Annotated in this window: 26 protein-coding genes; 5 read left to right on the top strand and 21 right to left on the bottom strand. The window is 60.7% G+C overall.

What is annotated here, in order from left to right; genetic code table 11:
* Nucleotides 1-32: 32 nt before the first annotated feature.
* The 4 genes from CO664_RS24950 to traC all read right to left on the bottom strand — a co-directional run bounded on the left by CO664_RS24950 (nt 33) and on the right by traC (nt 3,328).
* On the bottom strand, nt 33-494 hold the full coding sequence (locus CO664_RS24950; protein WP_234819559.1) for a thermonuclease family protein: 462 nt from the start codon (nt 492-494) through the stop codon (nt 33-35).
* A 348-nt stretch (nt 495-842) separates the two neighbouring features.
* On the bottom strand, nt 843-2,819 hold the full coding sequence (gene traG / locus CO664_RS24945; RefSeq protein WP_097527185.1) for a Ti-type conjugative transfer system protein TraG: 1,977 nt from the start codon (nt 2,817-2,819) through the stop codon (nt 843-845).
* On the bottom strand, nt 2,812-3,027 hold the full coding sequence (locus tag CO664_RS24940) for a type IV conjugative transfer system coupling protein TraD (RefSeq protein ID WP_097527186.1): 216 nt from the start codon (nt 3,025-3,027) through the stop codon (nt 2,812-2,814). The genes traG and CO664_RS24940 overlap by 8 nt, the downstream gene beginning before the upstream one ends.
* Before the next feature lie 4 nt (nt 3,028-3,031).
* Nucleotides 3,032-3,328, bottom strand: coding sequence for a conjugal transfer protein TraC (gene traC, locus CO664_RS24935; protein WP_097527187.1), 297 nt, complete (start codon nt 3,326-3,328; stop codon nt 3,032-3,034).
* Nucleotides 3,329-3,584: 256 nt separating this feature from the next.
* On the opposite strand from traC, the gene traA reads away from it, so the two are divergent.
* The 4 genes from traA to CO664_RS24915 are packed head-to-tail and all read left to right on the top strand — an operon-like array spanning nt 3,585 to nt 9,243.
* Nucleotides 3,585-6,896 (top strand): Ti-type conjugative transfer relaxase TraA, encoded by a 3,312-nt coding sequence (gene traA / locus CO664_RS24930; RefSeq protein WP_097527188.1) that lies wholly within the window; start codon nt 3,585-3,587, stop codon nt 6,894-6,896.
* The gene (gene traF / locus CO664_RS24925) at nt 6,893-7,459 is read left to right on the top strand and encodes a conjugative transfer signal peptidase TraF (protein ID WP_097527189.1); all 567 of its coding nucleotides are present in this window, start codon (nt 6,893-6,895) and stop codon (nt 7,457-7,459) included. Before traA ends, traF begins: the two co-directional genes overlap by 4 nt.
* Nucleotides 7,449-8,612 (top strand): conjugal transfer protein TraB, encoded by a 1,164-nt coding sequence (locus tag CO664_RS24920; RefSeq protein ID WP_097527190.1) that lies wholly within the window; start codon nt 7,449-7,451, stop codon nt 8,610-8,612. The genes traF and CO664_RS24920 overlap by 11 nt, the downstream gene beginning before the upstream one ends.
* A 16-nt stretch (nt 8,613-8,628) precedes the next feature.
* A complete protein-coding gene (locus CO664_RS24915) occupies nt 8,629-9,243 on the top strand; it encodes a TraH family protein (protein ID WP_097527191.1) in 615 nt (204 codons plus the stop codon).
* Nucleotides 9,244-9,259: 16 nt separating this feature from the next.
* On the opposite strand, the gene CO664_RS24910 is transcribed toward CO664_RS24915, so the two are convergent.
* From CO664_RS24910 to CO664_RS24900, 3 genes are all read right to left on the bottom strand, one after another.
* Nucleotides 9,260-9,637: a DUF5615 family PIN-like protein gene (locus CO664_RS24910; RefSeq protein WP_097527192.1), complete on the bottom strand. Its 378-nt coding sequence runs from the start codon at nt 9,635-9,637 to the stop codon at nt 9,260-9,262.
* Complete coding sequence (locus CO664_RS24905; protein WP_097527193.1) at nt 9,634-10,266, bottom strand: DUF433 domain-containing protein; 633 nt, start codon at nt 10,264-10,266, stop codon at nt 9,634-9,636. Before CO664_RS24905 ends, CO664_RS24910 begins: the two co-directional genes overlap by 4 nt.
* A gap of 161 nt (nt 10,267-10,427) precedes the next feature.
* Nucleotides 10,428-10,640 carry a helix-turn-helix transcriptional regulator gene (locus CO664_RS24900; protein ID WP_097527194.1) on the bottom strand — a complete coding sequence of 71 codons (213 nt, stop codon included), beginning with the start codon at nt 10,638-10,640 and terminating at the stop codon, nt 10,428-10,430.
* A gap of 175 nt (nt 10,641-10,815) precedes the next feature.
* Here CO664_RS24900 and CO664_RS24895 point away from each other — a divergent pair, with 175 nt between their 5' ends.
* On the top strand, nt 10,816-11,154 hold the full coding sequence (locus CO664_RS24895) for a transcriptional repressor TraM (protein WP_097527195.1): 339 nt from the start codon (nt 10,816-10,818) through the stop codon (nt 11,152-11,154).
* Here CO664_RS24895 and CO664_RS24890 read toward each other — a convergent pair.
* From CO664_RS24890 to CO664_RS24825, 14 genes are all read right to left on the bottom strand, one after another.
* Nucleotides 11,147-11,860, bottom strand: a complete 714-nt coding sequence (locus CO664_RS24890; RefSeq protein ID WP_176536662.1) for an autoinducer binding domain-containing protein — start codon at nt 11,858-11,860, stop codon at nt 11,147-11,149. The genes CO664_RS24895 and CO664_RS24890 overlap by 8 nt on opposite strands.
* Nucleotides 11,861-12,246: 386 nt before the next feature.
* Entirely contained in the window at nt 12,247-12,468 is a 222-nt protein-coding gene (locus CO664_RS24885) for a hypothetical protein (protein WP_103452579.1), read from the bottom strand.
* Between the two features lie 98 nt (nt 12,469-12,566).
* Nucleotides 12,567-13,868 (bottom strand): IncP-type conjugal transfer protein TrbI, encoded by a 1,302-nt coding sequence (gene trbI / locus CO664_RS24880; protein WP_097527197.1) that lies wholly within the window; start codon nt 13,866-13,868, stop codon nt 12,567-12,569.
* A 12-nt stretch (nt 13,869-13,880) separates the two neighbouring features.
* A complete protein-coding gene (trbH, locus tag CO664_RS24875) occupies nt 13,881-14,318 on the bottom strand; it encodes a conjugal transfer protein TrbH (protein WP_097527198.1) in 438 nt (145 codons plus the stop codon).
* 4 nt (nt 14,319-14,322) lie between these two features.
* Entirely contained in the window at nt 14,323-15,135 is an 813-nt protein-coding gene (gene trbG, locus CO664_RS24870) for a P-type conjugative transfer protein TrbG (RefSeq protein ID WP_097527199.1), read from the bottom strand.
* A 16-nt stretch (nt 15,136-15,151) separates the two neighbouring features.
* Nucleotides 15,152-15,814 (bottom strand): conjugal transfer protein TrbF, encoded by a 663-nt coding sequence (locus CO664_RS24865; protein WP_097527200.1) that lies wholly within the window; start codon nt 15,812-15,814, stop codon nt 15,152-15,154.
* Between the two features lie 24 nt (nt 15,815-15,838).
* Entirely contained in the window at nt 15,839-17,014 is a 1,176-nt protein-coding gene (gene trbL, locus CO664_RS24860; RefSeq protein WP_097527201.1) for a P-type conjugative transfer protein TrbL, read from the bottom strand.
* Nucleotides 17,008-17,208, bottom strand: a complete 201-nt coding sequence (gene trbK, locus CO664_RS24855; protein WP_097527202.1) for an entry exclusion protein TrbK — start codon at nt 17,206-17,208, stop codon at nt 17,008-17,010. Before trbK ends, trbL begins: the two co-directional genes overlap by 7 nt.
* Complete coding sequence (gene trbJ, locus CO664_RS24850) at nt 17,205-18,008, bottom strand: P-type conjugative transfer protein TrbJ (protein WP_097527203.1); 804 nt, start codon at nt 18,006-18,008, stop codon at nt 17,205-17,207. Before trbJ ends, trbK begins: the two co-directional genes overlap by 4 nt.
* Complete coding sequence (locus CO664_RS24845) at nt 17,980-20,436, bottom strand: conjugal transfer protein TrbE (protein WP_097527204.1); 2,457 nt, start codon at nt 20,434-20,436, stop codon at nt 17,980-17,982. The genes trbJ and CO664_RS24845 overlap by 29 nt, the downstream gene beginning before the upstream one ends.
* A 9-nt stretch (nt 20,437-20,445) precedes the next feature.
* Nucleotides 20,446-20,745 carry a conjugal transfer protein TrbD gene (locus CO664_RS24840; protein WP_097527205.1) on the bottom strand — a complete coding sequence of 100 codons (300 nt, stop codon included), beginning with the start codon at nt 20,743-20,745 and terminating at the stop codon, nt 20,446-20,448.
* Nucleotides 20,738-21,121, bottom strand: coding sequence for a TrbC/VirB2 family protein (locus CO664_RS24835; RefSeq protein ID WP_097527206.1), 384 nt, complete (start codon nt 21,119-21,121; stop codon nt 20,738-20,740). Before CO664_RS24835 ends, CO664_RS24840 begins: the two co-directional genes overlap by 8 nt.
* A complete protein-coding gene (gene trbB, locus CO664_RS24830) occupies nt 21,111-22,088 on the bottom strand; it encodes a P-type conjugative transfer ATPase TrbB (protein ID WP_097527207.1) in 978 nt (325 codons plus the stop codon). The genes CO664_RS24835 and trbB overlap by 11 nt, the downstream gene beginning before the upstream one ends.
* 12 nt (nt 22,089-22,100) lie before the next feature.
* On the bottom strand, nt 22,101-22,724 hold the full coding sequence (locus CO664_RS24825) for an acyl-homoserine-lactone synthase (protein ID WP_097527208.1): 624 nt from the start codon (nt 22,722-22,724) through the stop codon (nt 22,101-22,103).
* Nucleotides 22,725-22,829 lie beyond the last annotated feature (105 nt).

Here is a 22,829-nt window from a genome sequence, read left to right as displayed (position 1 = left end):
CGGCCATCCGGCAACGATCCTCTCGCGGGTCCTCAGCCGCACCATCCGTGTCTTGCACCGTCCCAGCGCCTGGCAAGGCCCTCGTTGATGAGAGTGTCTCCGAGCGAGCGGCCTGATCGCGTTACGGTCCGGAGCTTGCGGCCATACTTGTCTTCGTCACGCAAGCCCGCCGAAAGCGAAAACGCGCCGGCATTGAGGAGCGCCAGCAGGCGTGCTTTCGCCGCCTCTCCTTTGACCCGTTCCGCTTCGCAGCGAGGCGGGCTGAGCTCAGGTGTATCGATATCCGCAATGCGGATTTTTTCGCCTTGGAACCAGAATGTATCACCGTCGACGACGCAATTCACATGACGGCCGTCGCTGCAGATTGAAAACGCGGCCGACGATGAGTCCGCTACCGGTGTCTTGGCCACAGCCGGCAGTCCGGGGAGGTTGCCGGCGCCGCCGAAGGCAAGCCAGCCTGCCGCAGCAACGACGATAGCTGAGATGACTGCCATCAGTGATTTGCGCGGACCGTTCTGTCCCGTTCGAGGTTTTCCCTGCGGGCTACGGCGATCGATCTTGCCGCCGGATTTCCGCGGCCTCCTGAACGGAACCACATTCGATTTCGCCACTTGCCCGCTCCTCTCCTGCCTTCCTCAACCTATCTCGGACTCGGTTTCATCTGCGTTTACGGACAAGGTGCCTCCATGCGGTGTGCGAGGCGCGGGGCGCAGTCGGTCCCGCCTCCCCTGCGGCCACTATGTTGAGGCTCCTGCGGCTGCGCAGTTTCCCGCTCTCGCACGACGAGAATTCCCGAAATCCCGCCCGTTGGGACGTCGCTATGCTGATTTCTCCGATACTCTTCATTGTCGCGGATCGGCCTTGCTCGTTGCACTTCGCGCCGGCTCGATCGGCTGGGTTTCAGCCGTGTCGTCGAGCCTGTGAAACCTGTTCGTTCCGACGCAGGCCTTCATGTCGTCGCGCCGGAACCAGATTGCGCGGCCGCATCTGAGCGGCGCGTTGCCAGCGGTGAACACGATCTGCTCGTCAGCTCGCATGCGAAGAACTTCATGAGGCTGGATCAGCGCCCGCGCTGCCAGCTGTTTCGATCGCGTGCGCGAGGATCCCTTCGCCTGAAAACTGCGGCTGACCTGGTCGATCTCGACCGTCGTCATGCCGCAGCGGCGCGAGATGTAGTCTGCGGTTTCGGGATCGTTGATGGCCGCGAAACTGATCCAACTCGCGCTCTCGAACCATTTGCTGGCGGCGTCGCGCCCGCCATAGGTTTCCCGCATCTGCCCGATGGACTGGTAGATCATGACAAGGGTGATGCCATACTTGCGGCCGGCATCTCTCGCAGTTTCCAGGATCCGCATAAAGCCGAGCCGCGCCACCTCATCGAGAAGGAAAAGAGTCCTGCCCTTCATCGAGCCGTCACGATTGTAAATGCCGTTGAGAAACGAGCCGATGATGACGCGTGCGAGCCCCGCATGCGTCTCCAGAGTTTTGAGATCGATGTTAATAAAAATGTCGGTGTTTCCGTCGGCTAGATCGTTCGTCGAAAACGTCTTGCCCGAAACCAGCGCGGCATAGTTCGGATAGGACAGCCAGTGCGTTTCCTTGATCGCATTGGCGTAGACGCCGGAGAAGGTTTCGGGCGTCATGTTCACGAAGGCTGCGACATTCTCCTTCACGAAATCCGACTCCGAATTGTCGTAGATCTCCTGCAGGCGTTGGCGCAACTGCGGTTCCGGCTCGGAGAGATTGGCGCGAACCTGGCGAAGCGTCTGGCTTTCCTTCTCCGTATGACCGGAGAGACAAACGTCGGCAATCATCGCCGTCAACAATTGCAATGCCGAAGCCCGGAAGAAATCATCGCGCACACCGCGTGTGCCGCCGCTATCGCTCATGATCCATGAGGCGACGGAGGCGATATCCTCTTCCTTGGTGCCACCGAATTGCCCGATCCAGTCAAGCGCGTTGAAGCCGGTTTCCGGGTTCTTGGGGTCGAGGACAAACAGATCCCGGTGCGCGCTCGTCCGGTGGGCCGAGACCATCGGCGCTACTTCGTTCGATGGGTCGAGAACGATCAGCGAGCCGGCCCATTTCAAGGCGGTGGGTATCGTCACCGATGTCGTCTTGAAACCGCCGGAACCGGCGAACACGATGCCATGCGACGAACCGAAGGATCCGTCGAAGCAGAGCAGCGGCGACTTGCCGCCGGCGCCCCATGTGTCCGGGTCGTCGGCCCGAAACGAGCGCGCTGCGGTGCTGTCCTTGTCGACACGATATCGCTCGCCGACCACGATGCCGCCGGCGTCAGAAAACAGGTTCGCCGCCTCCTGCATCTTCATCCAGTCGGCCTCGCCATGGAGAGCGCGCTTGCCGCGTATGCGTTTGGGCTCAGCGCTGGCGAAGGTCGCGTTGCCGACGAGCGCGACACGTAGGGCAAAGCAGGCAGACATCGTTGCCGCCCCCGCTCCGATCAGCGTCGCAGGATCGACATAGGAGAGGATCGACCTGCCGGCCGGAATCTGTTCTGGGAACGCCGACAACCTGATTGCTTCGCGAACGATGGCGACGATGATCGTCGCTATACCGCCGGCAACGACGCCCCATCCTGCCGTCTTGATCCTGATCGCGCCGGCGCTCGCGAACAGGAAGACAATGCCGATGAGCGCCGCGGCCACATAGGGCAGCGCGATACCGGCACGGCCGAGCGTCTGACGAGCAGCTTCCGTCTTTCCAAAGCCGGACAGCCAGTGTTCGATTCCGGTCAATCCGATCGTGGCCAGGACCATCAGCGCGACAGGCGCGATGAGAAGAACAAGCCTATTCATCGCTCTTGCCAAACGCCTCGGCGCCAATCGCCATCAGCCGTGAGCGTTCTGTGTCGTCACTTTTCAAGCGCTCGCTCAAATCGATCAGCGCCCCCAACAGAAGTGCCCGCTTCTCGTAGCGAAGACCCGCTTTGACGATCAGGCCGCCAAGCTCGATTTTCTCCCGCGTGTCTTTCTTGCGGGCGTCGGATGTTGTCGTGCGCGCCATCCGCTCAAGCCTCAAGAGTCCCGCCCGCAGCCGCGCCAGCCGCGTCCTGCGTGGACGATGCGCTGCTTTCGCCGGCGTTGCCTCCCTTCTTCCCTCCGGTCGTAGCTGCCTTTCCTCCGCGAAACCGTTTGGCCAGATCCTCGAAGGCCGCCTGCAGCTCCGCCTCGTCGACCTCGATCTCGCCAAGACCTGCCTTGAGGGCGATCCGGCCGATACGCTCTGCCTCACGGGTCTCGGCGGCCTTAAGCTGCTCCTGGAGCTTGGCGATTTCGTCGCGGATTTTCGAGGATGGCTTCTTCATTCCGGTTGTCTCCCTTGGGTTAGAAAGCGTGTCTTTTGAACCCAGTTTTAGGGAGGTGAGTGCGGAACGCACTACTGTGAATCCTACAATCGCCAAAGCGCGAGCTTTGGTGAATGATCCCGGCCGTTCCGAAGGAGCGGATCCGAAGGGCGCAATTATACGTCGCTAACGCGACGCCCTTGCTTGAGGCCCCTGGCGGGGCTGCCGCTCTCGACGAACCCATTGATTTCGTTCGCAACCGGGAAAGAGTTCCGCCGTGGCCGTCCCCCATTTCTCCGTCAGCGTCGTCGCCCGCGGCTCAGGCCGCAGCGCCGTCCTGTCGGCGGCCTACCGCCACTGCGCCAAGATGGACTACGAGCGTGAGGCGCGCACGATCGACTACACCCGCAAGCAAGGCCTGCTCCACGAAGAGTTCGTTGTTCCCGCCGATGCGCCGGAATGGCTGCGCGCGATGATCGCGGACCGCTCGGTCTCAGGTGCCTCCGAAGCCTTCTGGAACAAGGTCGAGGCCTTCGAGAAACGCTCGGACGCGCAGCTTGCCAAGGACGTTACGATCACCTTGCCGATCGAGCTAACCGCCGAGCAGAACATTGCCCTGATGCGGGATTTCGTCGAGCATCACATCACGGCGAAGGGCATGGTGGCCGACTGGGTCTACCATGATGCGCCCGGCAATCCGCATGTTCATCTGATGACGACCTTGCGCCCGCTGACCGCGGATGGTTTTGGCGCCAAGAAGGTCCCGGTAACAGGACCAGACGGCAATCCGATCCGCAACGATGCCGGCAAGATCGTCTATGAGCTCTGGGCCGGAAGCATCGACGATTTCAACGCGTTTCGCGACGGCTGGTTTGCCTGCCAGAACCGGCATCTGGCGCTTGCCGGGCTCGACATTCGCGTCGATGGCCGCTCCTTCGAGAAGCAAGGGATCGATCTCGAGCCGACCATCCATCTCGGCGTCGGCACCAAGGCGATCGAGCGGAAAGCCGATGGCGCTTCAAAGCCGCTGGAGCTCGAACGTCTGGAATTGCAGGAGGCGAGGCGGAGCGAAAACGCCAAGCGCATCGACCGGAATCCTGAACTCGTCCTCGCTTTGATCATGCGCGAGAAGAGCGTGTTTGACGAGCGCGACGTGGCGAAGATCCTGCACCGCTACGTCGACGACGCGGTGCTGTTCCAAAACCTCATGGTTCGGATCTTGCTCTGCCCCGAAACCTTCCGCATCGAGCGCGAGCGGATCGACCTTGCCAGCGGTATCCGGGAGCCGGCGAAGTACACGACGCGCGACATGATCCGCCTCGAGGCAGAGATGGCCAATCGCGCCATCTGGCTGTCTCAGCGCTCTTCGCATGGCGTTCGCGAGGCCGTGCTGGCGGCGACATTTGCGCGTCATGAGCGTTTGTCGGACGAGCAGAAAACGGCGATCGATCATGTGGCGGGACCTGAGCGGATCGCCGCCGTGATCGGTCGAGCCGGCGCCGGCAAGACGACGATGATGAAGGCGGCGCGAGAGGCCTGGGAAGCGGCCGGCTATCGGGTGGTCGGCGCGGCACTTGCCGGCAAGGCGGCCGAGGGCCTGGAAAAGGAAGCCGGCATCATCTCTCGCACACTTGCGTCGTGGGAGCTTCGTTGGAACCAAGGCCGAGATCAGCTCGATGGCAAGACGGTGTTCGTTCTCGACGAGGCCGGCATGGTGTCGTCGCGGCAGATGGCGCTGTTCGTCGAAGCGGTGACGAAGGCCGGCGCCAAGCTCGTTCTCGTCGGCGATCCCGAGCAGCTCCAACCGATCGAGGCAGGTGCCGCCTTCCGCGCGATTGCCGATCGCATCGGCTATGCAGAACTCGAGACCATCTATCGCCAGCGCCAGCAATGGATGCGCGATGCCTCGCTCGATCTGGCGCGCGGCAAAGTCGGCCAGGCGGTCGATGCCTACCGCGCCCACGGCAAGGTGATAGGCTCGGACCTGAAGGCAGACGCGGTCGACAACCTGATCGCTGCCTGGGACCGCGACTATGATCCGGCAAAGACGTCGCTGATCCTGGCTCATCTGCGCCGGGACGTGCGCATGCTGAACCAGATGGCGCGCATCAAACTCATCGAACGCGGGATCCTCGATCAGGGAACCATCTTCAAGACCGCCGACGGTGAACGCAACTTCGCCGTCGGCGACCAGATCGTGTTCCTGAAGAACGAGGGATCGCTCGGCGTCAAGAACGGCATGCTGGCGAAGGTCGTGGAAGTGGGACCGGGGCGCATCACCGCGCTGATCGGCGATGGGGAGAATGCCCGCCACGTGCTGGTAGAACAGCGCTTCTACAACAACCTCGACCACGGCTATGCCACGACCATCCATAAGAGCCAGGGCGCGACGGTTGACAAGGTCAAGGTGCTCGCTTCCCTTTCGCTCGATCGCCATCTCACCTATGTCGCCATGACCCGTCATCGTGAGGACCTGGCCGTCTATTACGGCCGCAGATCCTTCGCGAAGAATGGCGGGTTGATCCCGATCCTGTCGCGAAGGAACGCGAAGGAAACGACTCTCGATTACGAGAGAAGCGCCTTCTACCGCGAGGCGCTTCGCTTTGCCGAAGCCCGCGGTCTGCATCTCGTCAACGTCGCGCGCACCCTGGTTCGCGACCGGCTGGAATGGCTCGTCGGTCAGAAGCAAAAACTTGCCAACCTCGGTGTCCGCCTTGCCGCCGTTGCCGGCAGGCTCGGGCTTGTCCGCGGCGCCGCGCAGTCCCCAACCCAAAACAGCACCAAGGAGGCAAAGCCGATGGTCTCGGGCATCACAACCTTCGCCAAATCGGTCGATCAGGCGATCGAGGACAAGGTCGCCGCCGATCCAGGATTGAAGAAGCAATGGGAGGAGGTCTCGACCCGCTTCCACCTCGTTTACGCCCAGCCGGAAAGCGCGTTCAAGGCAGTCAATGTCGATGGAATGCTGAAGGACGAGAGCGTCGCGAAATCCACGTTGGCCAAGCTCGGATCGGAGCCAGAACACTTCGGCGCGCTCAAGGGCAAGACCGGGATCCTTACCAGCCGCACCGACAGGCAGGAGCGCGAAAAGGCACTGACCAATGCCCCGGCGTTGGCCCGCAACTTGGAGCGCTATCTCCGTCAGCGGGCTGAAGCGGAACGCAAATACGAGCTCGAGGAACGTGCTGTCCGCTTGAAGGTCTCGATCGACATTCCGGCGCTGTCGCCCAATGCAAAACAAACATTGGAACGCGTTCGCGATGCGATCGACCGGAACGACCTGCCGGCCGGCCTCGAATATGCGCTTGCCGACAAAATGGTGAAGGCGGAACTGGAAGGTTTCGCCAAGGCGGTATCGGAGCGTTTCGGCGAGCGGACCTTCCTGCCTCTCGCAGCAAAAGAAGCCAACGGACAGACCTTCAACACCGTCACCGCGGGGATGACGCCCGGGCAGAAGGCCGAGGTGCAGTCCGCATGGAATTTAATGCGGACCGCGCAGCAGCTGGCTGCGCATGAGCGCACGACCGAGGCGTTGAAACAGGCGGAGACCCTGCGCCAGACGAAGAGCCAGGGGCTCTCGCTCAAATGAAGATAACCGTGTTTGCGTTCGGGAGGCGACGCGCCCAAAGGGCGCATGCAGTCGTGCTGGTGGCCTTGGCGGCATCCATCGTTGGCGGCATTGCTGCTGTCGCGGCTATCGGCGGCTACCGCATCAACCTGACACCGAGTGAACCGCTCGGCCTCTGGCGCATCGTGGCGCTCGATCGCCCGGCTGCTGCCGGAGACCTTGTCTTCATTTGCGTTCCGCAAACGGTAGCAATGATGGAGGCGAGAGAGCGTGGTTATCTCCATTCCGGAACTTGCCCAGGCGGCGCCGCGCCGCTCATCAAAACGGTCATTGCCATCGCCGGCCAGAGTGTCGAAATCGGCGCCCATGTGACGGTCGACGGGCGAAAGATTCCCTTTTCCAGGCTGGCACAGTGGGATGGCAAGGGTCGGCCGATGAAGCCCTATCCCGGCGGCGTCGTACCTGACGAAAGCGTGTTTCTCCACTCACCGTTCAGGAGCTCCTATGACTCCCGCTATTTCGGCCCCCTGCCCGCGTCCGGTATCCTCGGTCTGGCGCAATCGGTGCTCACCTATGCGCCGTGAGCAGCTCCAGCCAACCGCATTGATTGCAGTCTCAACCGTCGCTGGGACGGTGGGATGGAGTGGCCACGTCCTGCTTCTTCCGTTCGCGCTCGCGTTTCCGGCGCTCTGGGCGCTTGCGCGAACGAGGCGGACGGCCGCGGTTGTCTCGGCCGGCTATTTCCTGGCTGCGTCTCGGGGGTTACCGCAGGGCGTTGCGACCTTCTATTCCTCGGACCTCTGGCCGGGATTATTGCTTTGGCTCTGTGCGTCCACTGGCTTCGTTATCGTGCATATTGTCCTCTGGACGAAAAAGGCGAGAGCTCGTCCGTTTCACTATCTCCTGGCGGCGGCTCTGATGGCCATTCCGCCATTCGGCATCACCGGTTGGGCTCATCCGATCACTGCCGCGGGCGTGCTGTTTCCAGGATGGGGATGGTGGGGGCTGATTGCCGCGACAGCCGGCCTCATGGGCCTCGTAACCCACATGTGGCCAGCTGTCGCGCTCGTCCTGGCAGGCTTTTGGATTTGGTCCGCCGCAACCTGGAACGAGCCGACGCTACCCGAAGGTTGGCAAGGGGTCGATCTCGAAATGGGCGCATCGTTGGGGCGTGACACCAGCTTGCAGCGTTACCGTGATCTGATTGCCACGGTGACGGATCGGGCATCGGGCGGCGCCCGCTCGATTGTTCTTCCCGAAAGCTCTCTGGGTTTCTGGACACCGACCGTCGAACGGCTCTGGGTAAAATCTCTGCAGGGCACTGACATTTCCGTTATCGCCGGCGCGGCAGTTGTCGATGCGGGTGGATACGACAATGTACTGATCGCGATATCCGGCGACGGAGCTTGGCTCCTTTATCGCGAGCGCATGCCGGTGCCAGGCTCGATGTGGCAACCGTGGCGTCCCTTGCTTGGTGAGAGCGGCGGCGCACGGGCGCACTTCTTCGCCAACCCCGTCGTGACCGTTGCCGACAGTCGGGCGGCACCCCTGATCTGCTACGAGCAGCTGATCGTCTGGCCCATTCTCCACTCCATGCTCCACGATCCGGACGTTGTCATTGCCGTCGGCAACGGCTGGTGGACCAAGGGGACGTCTATCGTGGCCATCCAGCACGCGAGCACACAAGCCTGGGCGCGGCTGTTCGACAAACCCGTCATTCTTTCCCTCAACATATGAGTGCAAAGGAGCCCTTATGCTCGATGCCGCCCTGATCCAACAATGCGCCGACCCCTCTTTGAAGCCCGCGATCGTCGAGCAGTTCGTGACTGCTGCGGGCGCGAATGATCCACTTGCCGTCACTGTTAAATCGGGTGGCCGGTTGATCCTCGTTCCGAAGGCGACGTCGCCGGATGAAGCAATGGCAATCATCCGGCAGTATGTCGGTCAGACCGTCGTGCGTGTCGGCCTGACGCAGTTTCCGGCTGGCGTTGGTGTGAAGGACGCGGCTGATCTGAAGCCCGATCTCGTCGACCCCTGCGAAAACCTTCGCAAGGGAACGTCCATGTTTGCCCAGGTCTTGCGGATTGTCGCCAAGTGGTACGGCAATCCGAAGAGCGACGATGTCTTCCCGCAGATCTTCGACGATGCGGTCTATGCCTGGAAGACCGGAGAGTTCGAGGGGGTGAGCGTTTTCCAGGCGGAAGATCCTGGGAAAAGCGTCACGATCGACAACGTGTTGCCTGCACACCAGGACAAGGCCACCGTCGACGTACCGCCTCCGGATACAGACGCTGAAAGCATCGAGAAAGGCGAAAGCGTCGGGTCAGCGGAAATGCGGATCGACCTGTCGAGGATTGGGGGCAAATGATGCCAAATGAAGGTTGCTAAGCCTCCGGAAGCGAATAGCGCGTGAGAACCGCTTCCTCTCCATCGAGGGTCACTTCGATGACTTCGTTGACCATATCCCGTGCCTCGGCCAAATCCTGCAGGATGAGGGCAAACAGTTCTCGCTGCAGCGCAGGAAGCACCTGCGGGACGATGATCACCAGGCCCGCATGCAATTCCTCTTTTGCGTAGAGCTTCCGAAAATCTCGGGCATTGTTCGTTACGAACGTGAAATCCTCCTCGACGATCCGAGGCATCAGATCCCAGTCGGTTTCGCCGCTCAGTCCCAACCAATTCACATGGAAACAGTCGTGGCCGTGCGCTTGCGCCACGGCCACGAGGGACGTGTGAAGGCATTCATCGATAAGAAACTTCACGAGGTCGAGCCAGAGGGTTTGGAGACGTTCTCGTTCCGAAGTCGCAGGCGCTTCACGGATTTCACCTTCAGGCCCTGCTCCGAAAGCTTCCGTGGACGTCCCCTGGCGGGATGGGCTGCAGCCCAGATCTCGGCAAGTTCCACCATGCGCTCGGTGACCGCAGGATAGCCCTCGACGATTTCCCCTGTACTTGCGCCTTGGCTCTTCATCGCGGCAATGGTTCGCACGGGAACACGGGTTCGCTTGAAAACCGGCTCGCCACCCACGACCCCTTTCACGCTTTCAATCATTCGTTCGGCTTCTCGAAGCGCCTCGGCCCGCGCGGCCAGTTGTTCTCGTGCCCGCGCAACGTCGATAATAAGATAGTCGTCTGCTCTCACGGTTTCGGCATCAGGGTTCTGGTCGATCGTATCGAATAGGCGTTTGCGGCGCTCGGCAGACAAGATCGATCCGACGCCGTACCAGAGCTTCAACCGAAGCAGATCCTCATCGGTGAGCGCTCGACCCCTGCTACCAACGAGATGAGTCTCGATGATGCGCTTGTCAATCGCATTGTGCACCGACTTCACAGCGATCTCGCTGACAGCCGCCGCCTCGGCGGGCGTGTATGCGTGTGATGTGCTGGTCATAATCATTCTCCTTGAGGAGAATATATAATGCGGCCGGACGCTCATGTAAAGCTTTGACCAGTGATCTCAGTGGTCAAGCTGCCCAACTGGTCGATACGCGTTCCTTCGAATCGGAAACCGCCTTCAAACCCTAAAATTCCAGTCGGCGCGCACTTTGCAGATCAGTTCGATTTGGTCACAAGCTCGGCAGGCTCGACACCCAGCGCGTCGGAAATCTGGCCGAGGACAGTAAGGGTTGCCGACATCTCGGCGCGCTCGATGGCACTGATATGGCGCGTACTCAGGCCCGTGCGATGCGCCAGTTCCTCCTGCGTCAGTTTCTTGCCATGACGTATTCGACGCAAGTTGACCGCCATGACCTCGTTGAGATCCATGACGTGAGCGGAACCTGAATCGGAACTATTGTTCTAGGAACTATAGTTCCGATTCGACATGACCTATGATATTGACGGCAATCGTTCTTCGACTGACTTTCAATGTTGGTCGTATGATAGTGTGTAGCGCGGGCCGCCTGATGCGGCACCAAAGCATCGTTCGAGTGGTGAAGGAATGAGTTTCGAGGAAAAACGGACGAACGATGCAGAGTCCTCTAGGACCGAAAGGAGCGAGCGGGATCCGCAGTTCTCTTCGATGCCGAAGGAAGCGTTGGAGGAATTGGCGGTGTCGGCAATACACGAACACCGCCGGCTGCTCGCCGCGGATGAGGCTGTCTACGAGGAGTGGACTCGTGCGAGCGGCGATCCCTCGGTTTCCAGCGACGTGCTGGCAACCCTGCAGGACGAATACATTGCCCGTCAGAAGAAATCCGAGGCGCAGCAGGAAGAGCTGTCCCAGATCATCGACGCCCTTGGCTACATCCCCGACGTGCCATCGGACGATGCTAATTAGAGCTTAGCAACCCGCGATCCTTCGCGATTCCCACAAGCTGCGGCACTGATTCAGCACCCAGTTTGGCACGGGCCTTATCAAGATAGTGCTGCACCGTTCTCGAATTGATGCCAGTCACAGCGGCAGTTTCGAGTGTGTTTTTTCCTTTCATCGCCCATGTCAGGCATTGCATCTCGCGTGGCGACAGCGCCTGGTTTGGATTGATGGCGGGTTTGGCAGCAATCATCTTCAATCGATAATGGACCATCATCACCAATTGGATTGCTCTCCTCGCGTCGAAGGCGGCCGGGACGTCCACTTCTCTTTCGGAGGACGCAAAGGTCAGCATCATCGACGAACCGTAACCCCCTTCCACGGGGATTGTCATTCCGCAGCGGATCCCGTGGTCGATCGCCTCGTCGCGAAACTTTCTGAGCGGTGAAAAACCGCGGGCCGGCCAATCCTCCGCGGTCCAGAAGAAAACGTCCCGTTTGCGCTTCGCTTCCGTCACCACGGGATCGATGCTGGAATAATCGGCCGAGAGGTAAACACCCTCCCATGGTTTGGGATAGGAGTTGAATGTCCTGATCTGGGCGCCTTCTTTTTCGAAGTAGGCAAATCGTTCGTATCCGCAGGAACGCGTGAACTGCCTGAGGGCTCCCTTGATCATGGCCTCGTCTTGCGCGACTTCCAGCATATCAACGAGCGAGCGAAATTCTCCGTCCACGAACGCTTCTCCTATGTTATTGACCCGTAACGCGGTCCTTTATTTGCCAGCCGAGACGCTGGATGATGGGCATCGCAGTTTGGCACCGGAAAGGCCCGGTGATTGCCAACTGCCGATAGCGACGCAACCGAGAGTGCTGGGTTGATGCAAAGCAATCCCTCGTGCCGTGTACGATAGCACTACCCATAAAGGGGAAGCTTTCAAGGCTCACTGCCTGAAAAAGATGACAAATCAAGAAAAGTTTTTGCGGGCCAAGGAACGATTGGCCATGGAAACCCTGTTCTGACGCGAGCGCTATTTACCGAAAGGAACGCGACAAAAGGCCTGGCCCGGTTGCACACGCGGAGCCCCAAATCCTAACCGCGAGCGCCTTTCAAGGTGCAAGATCACCTGGCGTCGATACGCGCCCGCTCGGATCTGACGGCTTTGATGATACGCCAGTTTATTCCCGGTTCGCGTAGCATCTGGATATCGTCCATGTCGTCGAAATCCGAAAGCCGGGTGAAAAACGCCTTTCGAAGGCGCGAGACGAACTGCTTCGGCAAGGCGGTGTTTTCGAGAAGGTCCGGGTCGTCATCCGGCAAATCGCCAAAATCCATTTCTGTCATTGTCTATCCTTATCTGGCGTTGAGCAGGACCATCAGGCCCCATTTCTTCAACCATCGCAACTCGCAGATTTGCACCTCCTGCGGACTTGGCGTTTCCTTTAGTTTTTGCGGTAAGCCGACGGAAAAATGATGTCCTGGTCGACGAGCACATTGAACTTGTAGCCGGGGCGGATCTGGATTGTCGGCTGCACATTCAGGTTCTTCGAGATCGTCTCCTCGGCGACGCGGCCGAAGCTTTCCGCGAAATTCCGTCTGGCCGCATCGGACGCCGTGTCCTGCGTCGCAAGCGTCGAACTCTCCGGCATCGACATGTCGATGCCGGTTCCGATCAGCGCGACGAGCGCCGCCGAACTCCAGGTGCGCCAGAGATGGCGATCGACCTTGTCCTTGAAACCGCCATAGCCTTCGGCATCCGTGCCGGCCATGCCGCCGATCTGCAGGGTCGATCCGTTCGGAAAGATGAGGTCGGTCCAGACGACGAGGACGCGCTCTTGGCCGAACGACACCTTGGAGTCGTAGCGGCCAAACAGCTTTGAGCCCTGCGGGATCAGCAACCGATAGCCGGTGGCGCTGTCATAGACGTTCTGGCTGACTTGCGCGGTGATCCGTCCCGGAAGGTCGGAATTGAGACCGGTGATCAACGTGGCCGGTATGACCGAGCCGCGCTTCAGCTCGTAGGGCGACATCTGCGGCACGACCTTGTTCGGTAGATAGCCGAGGTCCTTGATGTCCTGGTTGAAGAAGTCCTCCTTCGAGGTCTGGGCGTTGGGATCGACGTTCTGCCCCATGAGGCCTGATTTCATGGCGGCGGCGTAGAGGTCCGACGCATTGTTGGCTGCCGCAGTCGTCGTCTGCCGGCCCGCGTCCGTGGAGTTGTTGTCGGCTTTCTCGACATCGGAAATATCCACCTTCAACGGCGAGTCCAAAGCCGTGGCGCGCGCCTGCAGCCGGGCCATACGCTGGCGTTGGGCCTCGCGGATATATTGCTCATCCTGCTCCCGCTTCAGGCGGGCCTTCCATTCCTCTTCCGATTCGAGCCGCGGCCGCCGTTCTTCCCTTTCGGTCGGCCGGCGGTCGACAACAGGAGTTTCCTTCTCGACCTTCTGTTCGACGGCAGGCGTCGGCTGAAACGCTTCGCGCTCAACCGGCTCGCCGATAATGCCGTCGGTGACGCCGCGCTTGAGCTGGTCACCGAAATTGGTTGCCGGTGTATTCGAAGCACTATCGATGTCATTGCCGCGATTGAACGGCAGCCCGCGCCACGACAGTCCGATCACGACCACGCCGACGAACAGCGCGATGATGACGATGGCGATGATGATCGGCAACCGATTGAGACGGCGCATGCCCTTCTGATCGTCGGCCTGGTTGGAGGCGCCGAGCTGGAGAGATTGGACCATACCCGCTTCCCCTCAGTTGCGCTGCATGATCGAGAGCGGGCTTGCCGGCGTGGCGCCGGCGGAGGTCGCGGTGTAGGCCCGGCCAAGGGCGATCGACGGCGTCGAAAGCCGTGCGAGCACCTGCCCGTCGGCGGCATCGATCGAGTAAGCGAGCTCGACCGGTTTGATGTCCTTGCCAACCTTGCCGTCGGTAATGACCGTATAGCCCCAACCCCTCAGCGCCGCCTCGAGTGCGGTTCCAAATTCGGACGCATCCTTTTCCATTTTGAGCGTCGTCGTGCCTGCCGGACCGATCTGCTCGGCGAGCCGGCTCGCCATGTCGCCGGCAATGGCGCTTGCGGCGGGGCCGGTGACGGCGACCGGGGTGGAACTGGTGGTCAATCCGTCCTCGGCCGTTTGGCAGCCTGAAAGCAGCGTGGCGGTGATGATGATAACGAGAAGCTTGCTCATTGGTTCAGCCTCCCCGCCGGATGGTGATTTTCTGCTGGCGCCATCCGACACCGGAGACGAGGATCGCCTTGTCGACCGCATAGTCGACGATCATCATGTCGTTCTTCATCCGGTAATTGACGATGCGGTTCTGGCCGCCAGAGACGACGAAGAGCACCGGCGCATCCTGGCTCGAGACTGATTTCGAGAATTGAATGTATGTTTTCACACCGTCGGAATAGACACGCTTCGGCTTCCACGACGCGCTCCCGCTCACCGAGTAGGAGAAGTTCAGTTTGTCAGGTGCCGTCCCGGGAATGCCGCCGGTTTCCAGCCGGGAGTTGATATCAGCGAGTTTGGTCGAGACGTCCTCCGGATATTCGAAGCCGACGCGGGCCATATACTGGCTCGGATGTGACTTGAGCTGGATGTGATAGGTGCGGCGCGATGTCGTGACCACCATCGAGGTGACGAGCCCGGGTTCCGAGGGCTTGACGATGAGGTGGATCGCCTGCCCGCCGGTGGCGCCCGAGGTCGCCGGTTCCACCTTCCAACGTACCGTGTCACCGACAAGCACATCGCGGACAATCTCGCCGCCTTGCAATTCGATATCGCAGACCTGCAGGGGCGAGCAGACGACGGACGGCTGCGTTTCGCCAAAGAGGAAGATGACCTTGCCATCGGGGCCGGTCGTCACCAGTCCTGACGTCCCACGCCACTTCCTGGAGATGTTCGTCCCTTTCACCTCGTTGTTCGTCATGCTTTGCGCCTCAGCGCCGCCGACAAAGACGAGTCCGGCCAGGCAGCCGGCCGCTGCGATCAATCCTGTTCTGTGCATTGAAAATCCCCTGCCCTTAAAGCTGTGCCGTCCAGTCGAAATCCCGGACGTAGAGACCGATCGGATTGAGGCGGATGGTCGCCTCGTCCTGCGGCGCGGTGAGTGTCACCGTCGCGATCCCGCGGAAGCGGCGGGTGCCGGTTTCCTTGCCCTTCCGGTCCCGTTCGTATTCAGTCCAGTCGATCTGATAGGTCTGGTTCGACAGCGCCACGATGTTGTTGACCTCGATGGCGACCGTCGACGATTTCGCCTTCTCGAAGGGGGAATTGCCGCGGAACCAGGCGTTGATCTTCTCGGTCGACGGATCGGATGTTCGAAGGAGTGCGTAGGTCCGGTCGATATATTGCTTCTGCACCACGGCATCCGGTGTGATCGAACGGAAGCTGGTGACGAAGTTGCCGAGTGTGGCACGCACCACCCGGACATCCGCATATTCGATTTGTTCGGGGAAGCCCGCGGTCACCGCCGTGCCCAGCTTATCGACCTGGACGATATAGGGCACCAGCTTGACCTGAGTGCTGAGATACATCGAATAGCCAAAGCCGATGACGGCCATGGTCAGACCGAGAATGCCGACGATACGCCATGCGGCGGCTGCCTGGACATAGGAGCCATATCGCTCGCTCCATTCCTGGCGCGCGGCAAGATACGGGTTTTCGGGGGCGCGGTTCGCTGCCATCGATCGATCACTTTCTGATTGCTGTTAGTCTTTGCGTTCAGGAGGCGGCTTTGGTCCGCTGTGCCCGCTGCGCGCCTGATCGAGCTTGGAATTGGCAAGACCGAGGATTGACCCGGCATAGGCGCCGGGAGAGCCGATGGCCTTCTCCTTGGCGGCCGAGCCTGCGGCGATCCCGGCAGACCCGATCCCAACACCGAAACCTCGAAGCATGGCACCTGCAACGGATGACCCTGCGGCCCGCGCGCTTTGACCAGCCGTGAACCCTGCGCCCGCCGCACCGGCTGCAAGGAAACCCGCGCCGGTCGCGAAGGATGCCGCCTGCCCACCGTGACGGATTGCTTCCATGCCGCCTGAGACGGAAGCGCCCTGAACGACACCCTGAATGATGTTCGGCACGTACATGGCGATGATGAAGACCACGACCGAGATCCCGGCGATGGCGAGCGTCGTCACGAACTGGTCCGAGGAGGCGGTTGGCGCATTTGCCAGACCCATGAGGACCTCGGATCCGATCTTCGCGATCATGACCAACGCCATCAGCTTCATGCCGACGCCGAAAGCGTAGACGAGGTAGCGGACAGCGAAGTCCTTCGTGAAGGAGGAGCCACCGAGCCCGAGCATGATCATCCCCGCGAGCAGACCGACATACATCTCCACCATGACCGACACGAAAATTGCTGCGACGAGCGAGAAGCAGATGACGACGACACCCATCGCCAGCACGGCCGCGATCGCCAGCGCATTATCCTCGAATACGCCGAATTGCGCTTGCTGCGACATTTGCGAGGCCACCCGAATGCCGGCGTCGAACACTTCGGCAGGCGACGCCGACCCGCCGCCGGCGCCAATCTGAAAGAGGCTGTCGACGACCGCTCGGGCAAAGGTCGGCCCTTGAGTAAGAACGAAGGCGAAAAAGCCAATGAACATGATCCGCCGGACAAGCTCCGCGAACCAGCTATCAAGCGATGCGGCCTGAAGCGCCAGCCAGACGGCTGCAATGCCCACCTCAATGGTCGCCAGGATCCAGAAAAGAGATTTTGCGGCATCCATGATGGTGGTTTCCCACCCCTTCGCTGCCGTCGAGACCTGATTTTCCAGTTCGGTCAGGACTTGTCCCTGTTGAGCGAAGGCCGGAGCTGCAAAGACGAGGCAAAGGAAGCCCGCGATCAGAAATGATCGTTCAAGATTAGATTTCACCATCTTGGACGCATCTCCTGGCCATCCTTGATCGGCGGCAACTCCTTGTCGGAGCCAAAAAACTTTTCGCGAACGGCACGCTGCTCCTCAGTGAGCGTAGGTTTGCCATTTTCTCTGATGTTGATGACCAGCACCGTTGCAGCAGACGAGAGACCGGCAACAAGTACGAGCAAGGCAATGACGACTGCGCGATTCACCAGCGGGGCTCCATCTTCTGACCTTCCGGAATGCTCTTGACCTCGGCGTTGAAGAATTTCTCCCGCCGCGCCTGCGCCAGGTCCTTGTCGGTCTGCTCGGTCTGCAGCCAGGTTCCCATCATCGTCATCTGCTGCGAGACAAGGCCGCGAAGCTTCTGCATCTGCGCGACTTGTTGCGCGGCGATCTCGTGTCCGACCTGCAGAGCTTTCATCTGCCCGTCGGCGGTCTCGGACATCGACCGCAGTGAGGACATCGTGCCCTCCTCGCTATCGAACTGCTCGGAGGTCAGGCTCGCCGCCTTGAGTGTGCTGGCGATCGTGTCCCGGTTGGTGTCCGACCAGGACTGATATGTCGTCGAAAAAGAAGCATTGTCTGGCAGGTTGGTTTTGAGGCTTGAGTAGCTTTGGAAGCGCTGCTGCAGCACGTCATCGGCATTGCCCATGGAAAACGAGATGCTCTGGCCCTGGTCAACGATGCTGCGCAGCTGATTAAGGTCGCTCTCAACCTGCCCCCACATGTGCGAGGGAAGGGTAGCGGTGTTCTGCAGCAGGTTCTGGTAGATGTTCAGCTGCGTTTCGATCTGTTGCGCGAGCTGGCTGATCTGGGTGAGTTGGTTCTGGATTTGCTCGCCGGATTGGCCAACAAGCGATACGAGCTCGCCATTGTTGAGGACCTGTGTCCATTCGGTCGCAGCACCTGTGGCCGTGCCGGCGTCCGCAGGCATGACAGCGCCGATCGTCATGACGACCGCCGCCATACCAGCGACCAATCTATTCGAAGTTGAGCAGCGATGCGGCATCGTGAACTCCTCTCGTTTGAAGCCAGTGGATCGGCCAGTCGCGGCCGTGTTCGGAACTGAGCGTGCGGATACGCTTCAAATCTTCCTTGCCGGAGGCGCCGACGAAGCTGAGCGCCACGGGGCCGAGTGCCATATCGAACAGCCTCCGGCCCTCAGGCGTGACGACGTAATATTCCCGCTTGGGGATTGCATTCGAAACAATCTCGATCTGCCGCTCGTTGAAGCCGATCCGCTGGTAGAACTCCCGGGTCCCCGGCTCGCGAGCGGCGCCGTTGGGGAGGCAAATCTTGGTGGGGCAGGACTCCTTCAGGACATCGATGATGCCCGAGCGCTCCGCGTCCGATATCGACTGTGTCGCGAGAACGACCGCGCAATTCGCCTTGCGTAAGACCTTCAGCCATTCTCTGATTTTGTTTCGGAAAACCGGATGGCCCAGCATCAGCCAAGCTTCGTCGAGGACGATCAGGCTCGGTGAGCCATCAAGCCTCTTCTCGATCCGCCTGAACAGATAGGTCAGCACGGGCACGAGATTGCGCTCGCCCATGTTCATCAGGTGCTCGATCTCGAAGGTCTGGAGCGCACCGAGTGAAAGGCCGTCCTGTTCCGCGTCGAGAAGCTGACCCATCGGGCCGTCGACCGTGTAGTGATGAAGCGCGTCCTTGATCTCGCGCATTTGCACGCCACTGACGAAGTCCGACAGCGACCGTCCGGCTGCGCTGGCCATCAATCCGATCTGGCGCGAGATCGCGTTGCGATGATCGGGGGTGATGGTAACACCCTGCAGGACGACCAGCATTTCGATCCATTCGGTTGCCCATGCGCGATCTGCATCGCTCGCAAGGTCCGATAGCGGGCAGAAGGCCAGCACCTTTGCCTCGTCTTGAGCGTCGCCACCGATCTCATAGTGATCGCCGCGGGCGGCGAGCGTCAGGGGAAGGAGCGAGTTCCCCTTGTCGAAGGCGAAGATCTGGGCGCGTTCGTAGCGCCGGAATTGCGCTGCAATCAGCGCCAGCAGCGTCGACTTGCCCGAACCGGTTGGGCCGAAAATCAGCGTATGGCCAACATCGTCGACATGGAGGTTCAGTCGGAATGGCGTCGAGCCGCTCGCCACCTGCATCAGTGGTGGCGAGTTCGGCGGGTAGAACGGGCACGGCGCCACCGGGCTCCCTGACCATACGGAATTCAAAGGGACGAGATCGGCAAGATTGCTGGTGTTGATCAGCGGTTCGCGGATATTGCAGTACCAGTTACCCGGAAGGCTGCCGAGATAGGCATCGGTGGCGTTGAGCGTTTCAATCCGCGCTCCGAAACCTTCCGCCTGGATCAGCCGGCGGATGGCCTCTGCCTTCTCCTGCAGTGCCTCCCGGTCATGATCAAACAGGACGATGACCGGGGTATAGTAACCGTATGCGACAAGTTGCGAGGAGGCTTGCGCAATGGCGTCTTCGGTCTCGGCGACCATGGTCATGGCATCCTGGTCGACCGACCGACTCTGCGTCTGGAACAATTGATCGAAGAACGGGCGCACCTTTTGCTGCCACTTCTTTCGGGTGCGTTCGAGTTTCTGTCGCGCCTCTTCCGCATCGAGAAAGATGAAGCGCGAAGACCAACGATAGGTGAGTGGCATCAGGTCCAGGCTGTTGAGGATCCCCGGCCAGCTCTCTGCCGGTAATCCATCGATCGCCACAACAGCGAGAAAGCGGTTCTCGACCTTCGGCGTCAGCCCGTGCTCGAGTTCGGCCGTGGCGATCCAGTCGAGATACATCGGCGCATCCGGCATCCGGATCGGGTGGTTCTCGCCGGTGATGCAGAAGCGGACGAACTGCAGCAGCTCGTCATAGCGGGCGACCCGCTCCCCTCCCCTCTCGGCGACCTCGCGCGTCTCCATGCGCCGGATCGAAAGGGTGTTGGCAAAATACTGCTCGATCTCGCGCACAGCGTTTGTGAAGATGAAGAGGACCGTGTCGGCATAGGTCTTCTTGCGGCTCTCCTCGTCCGAGTAAATGTATTTGCTGAGAGCGGTTTTCTTGGACTCGAGCGGCCGATAGCTGAGGACGAGCGCGTGTTTGCTCTCGAAGTGTCCCTGCTCGCGCGCGAAATGCGCGCGCCGCTCGGCATCGATCGCGCGTGTGACGGGATCAGGGAAGTGGCAGCGATCATCGGTCGGGTAATCGAATGTCGGGATACGAACCGCCTCGACCTGGATCATCCAGCCGGATCCAAGCCGCGACAGGATCGTATTGATCTGCCGCGACAGGTCGTTGCGCTCCAGGTCGGTAGCGCTTTCGGAGTCCGGGCCGGCAAAATACCAGCCGGCCATCAAGCTTCCGTCTTTCAACAGGAGCACGCCATTGTCGACGAGGCCGGCATAGGGGACGAGATCCGCAAAGGATGGGCCGGTGGCCCGGAAGCGTTTGAGAGCGACCATGCCTGCCCCTCAATACCGGCGCCACGGCGAGGAGGTCGCCTTGTAGTAATGCTTGTAGGAGATATGGCGGATATAGACCTGTCGCATCAGGGGGTCCGCCTTTGCCATCATTCTCAGAAGCCCGACGATGACGATCCAGACGGCCACGCCGAAGAGCGCTGAATAGATCGTGAGAACGACGAAGATGAGGATGACGGCGGCAAGACCGGTGATCAGCACCAGTTCCCGGTCCGCGCCCATCAGAAGGTTCGGACGCGACAGCGCGCGATGGATGCGGTTGCGCTGCAGCCGGGACAGGGACTCAGCCATGAGCCCCCTCCCCTTCCTCAGCTTGCCCGATGGAGGTCGCCTGCTCGTTCGCCAGTCCGATCGAGGCGCCGGTGGCTCCAAACAGGCCGACGATGTTGGTGGCGCCAAGTAGGATGCCTGCGACGAGCACGATATAGACGAGCCGACGCGCGAAATCGTTCAGCTCGCCCCCGAAGATCAGCATGCCGCCGGCGATCGCGACCGCTGCAAGAGCAATGGCGCCGGCGACCGGTCCGGTGATCGACTCCTGGATTTGCTGCAGCGGTCCTTCCCAGGGAAGACTGCCGCCAGAGCTTGCAAGCGCCGGCGCGACCGAAGCGAGAACGATAGGCGCCGCAAGGAAAGTCGCGGCGATGACTGCGTTTCTACGCCACATGGCGCGCCTCCTGTTCTTCCGTAAGCTTGTCGGATTCGATTTCGTATTGGCCACCCGCGAAGCGCTCGACCTGAATGACGTCGCGGACGCGCCGCCCGCGCGGCGTCCGCTCGATCGAGACGATGAGATCGACTGCTTCCCCGATCACCTCGTGCATCGGCTGCTGGCTGGCTTCGGCGGTCAGTTGTTCGAGGCGGTGAAGTGCCGACATGGCGGTATTGGAATGGATGGTGGCTACGCCCCCCGGATGACCTGTGTTCCACGCCTTGAGCAGCGTCAGTGCGGCGCCGTCGCGGACCTCGCCCACGACGATCCGGTCTGGACGTAGCCGCATGGTGCTCTTCAACAGCCGCGCTATGTCTACGGTATCGCTAGTGTGAAGAAGAACGGCGTTGTCGGCGGCGCACTGGATCTCGGCGGTATCTTCCAGGATGACGAGACGGTCTTCCGGGGAAGACTTAACGATTTCGTCGATGACCGCGTTCGCAAGCGTCGTCTTTCCGGAACCGGTGCCTCCGGAAATGATGATGTTGAGCCGCGCTGAAATCGCACTGCGGATCGTCGAGGCCTGGTTTGCGGTCATCACGCCGGAGCGCACATAGTCATCGAGCGGGATCAGACGTGAGGCGCGACGCCGAATGGTGAAGGCCGGCTTGGCGACGACCGGCGGGAGCAGCCCTTCGAAGCGGTGGCCGCCGATCGGCAGCTCTCCGGAGATGATAGGCTGTTCGGTGTCGACTTCGGATTGCAGAGCATGCGCCACTGTTCCGATCACCATTTCCGCAGCCGCGGGAGACATTTCGCCAGCAGGCGCCACGCCGTGGCCGAGCCGTTCGATGAAAAGCTTTCCATCAGGATTGAGCATGATTTCGACGACCGTTGAGTCGTCCAGCGCGACGCAAAGCTGATCGCCGAGCGCCTCCTGGAGTTTGCGGACAAGTCGAGGATGAGAGCGAAGCTGGTTCACGGCTTTTCTTCCTTACGCTGCTTGGCTGACGGTGCTGAGTTCGGAACGGTAGTCGGCAGGCCGAAGCCGCAGGAATGTGTCGATATTCGCCGGCAGGATGCCGGCCACGGCCATCGTCACTCCGATCCTCTTCGGCTCCGCCAGCCGCTGTAGGGGCCAGCCGACGCGCGCGAGGATCCGCTCGAATCGCAGGTCAGTAACGGTGACGATTTCGGTGATGCCATTCACCAAGCACCACTCGATGATGCCCGCAAACATGGTCAGCGTTGCCTCGTGCATCGTGCCGTCTCCCCTGCCCTCCCCGAGGATCGTGTCGACGCAGAAGCGGGAACTCTCGATCATCGCGGAGTGCGCGTTCAGATGTCCATTCGGAAGCAGCGAGTCAAAGACGTCAGCCACCATTGTCGGGCCAATGGCCGGAAGCAGCCTTGCGCATCCCGCCACTTGGCCGCGGTCGGAGACTGCGAGGATGTAGGTCGGCTTAAGAGCGTCGAACGCGTCCGCCTCTTGACCGTCGACAACGTTGACCTCCCAGCCCAGGCGCTCGGAGAAAACGCGTGCACGTAGCTGATGGTGGCGGTGGAGAAGCTGAGCTTCGTGGACATTTCGCGGTTGGGAAATCGCGAGAATCTGCATGAATTTCTCCGTCGATGTTGGTCGGCGGGGAAATCAGCACGGATCAGAATCGAGCGGTAGTTGTAGGATCCTACAAGGTCGTTTGAGGTGAGTCGTAGGACGAAA

It is taken from the genome of Sinorhizobium sp. NG07B, from assembly GCF_002532005.1.
Taxonomy (GTDB): domain Bacteria; phylum Pseudomonadota; class Alphaproteobacteria; order Rhizobiales; family Rhizobiaceae; genus Sinorhizobium; species Sinorhizobium fredii_C.
The sequence above is the reverse complement of the archived record's forward strand: the minus strand, read 5'-3'. Positions and strand labels throughout refer to the sequence as shown.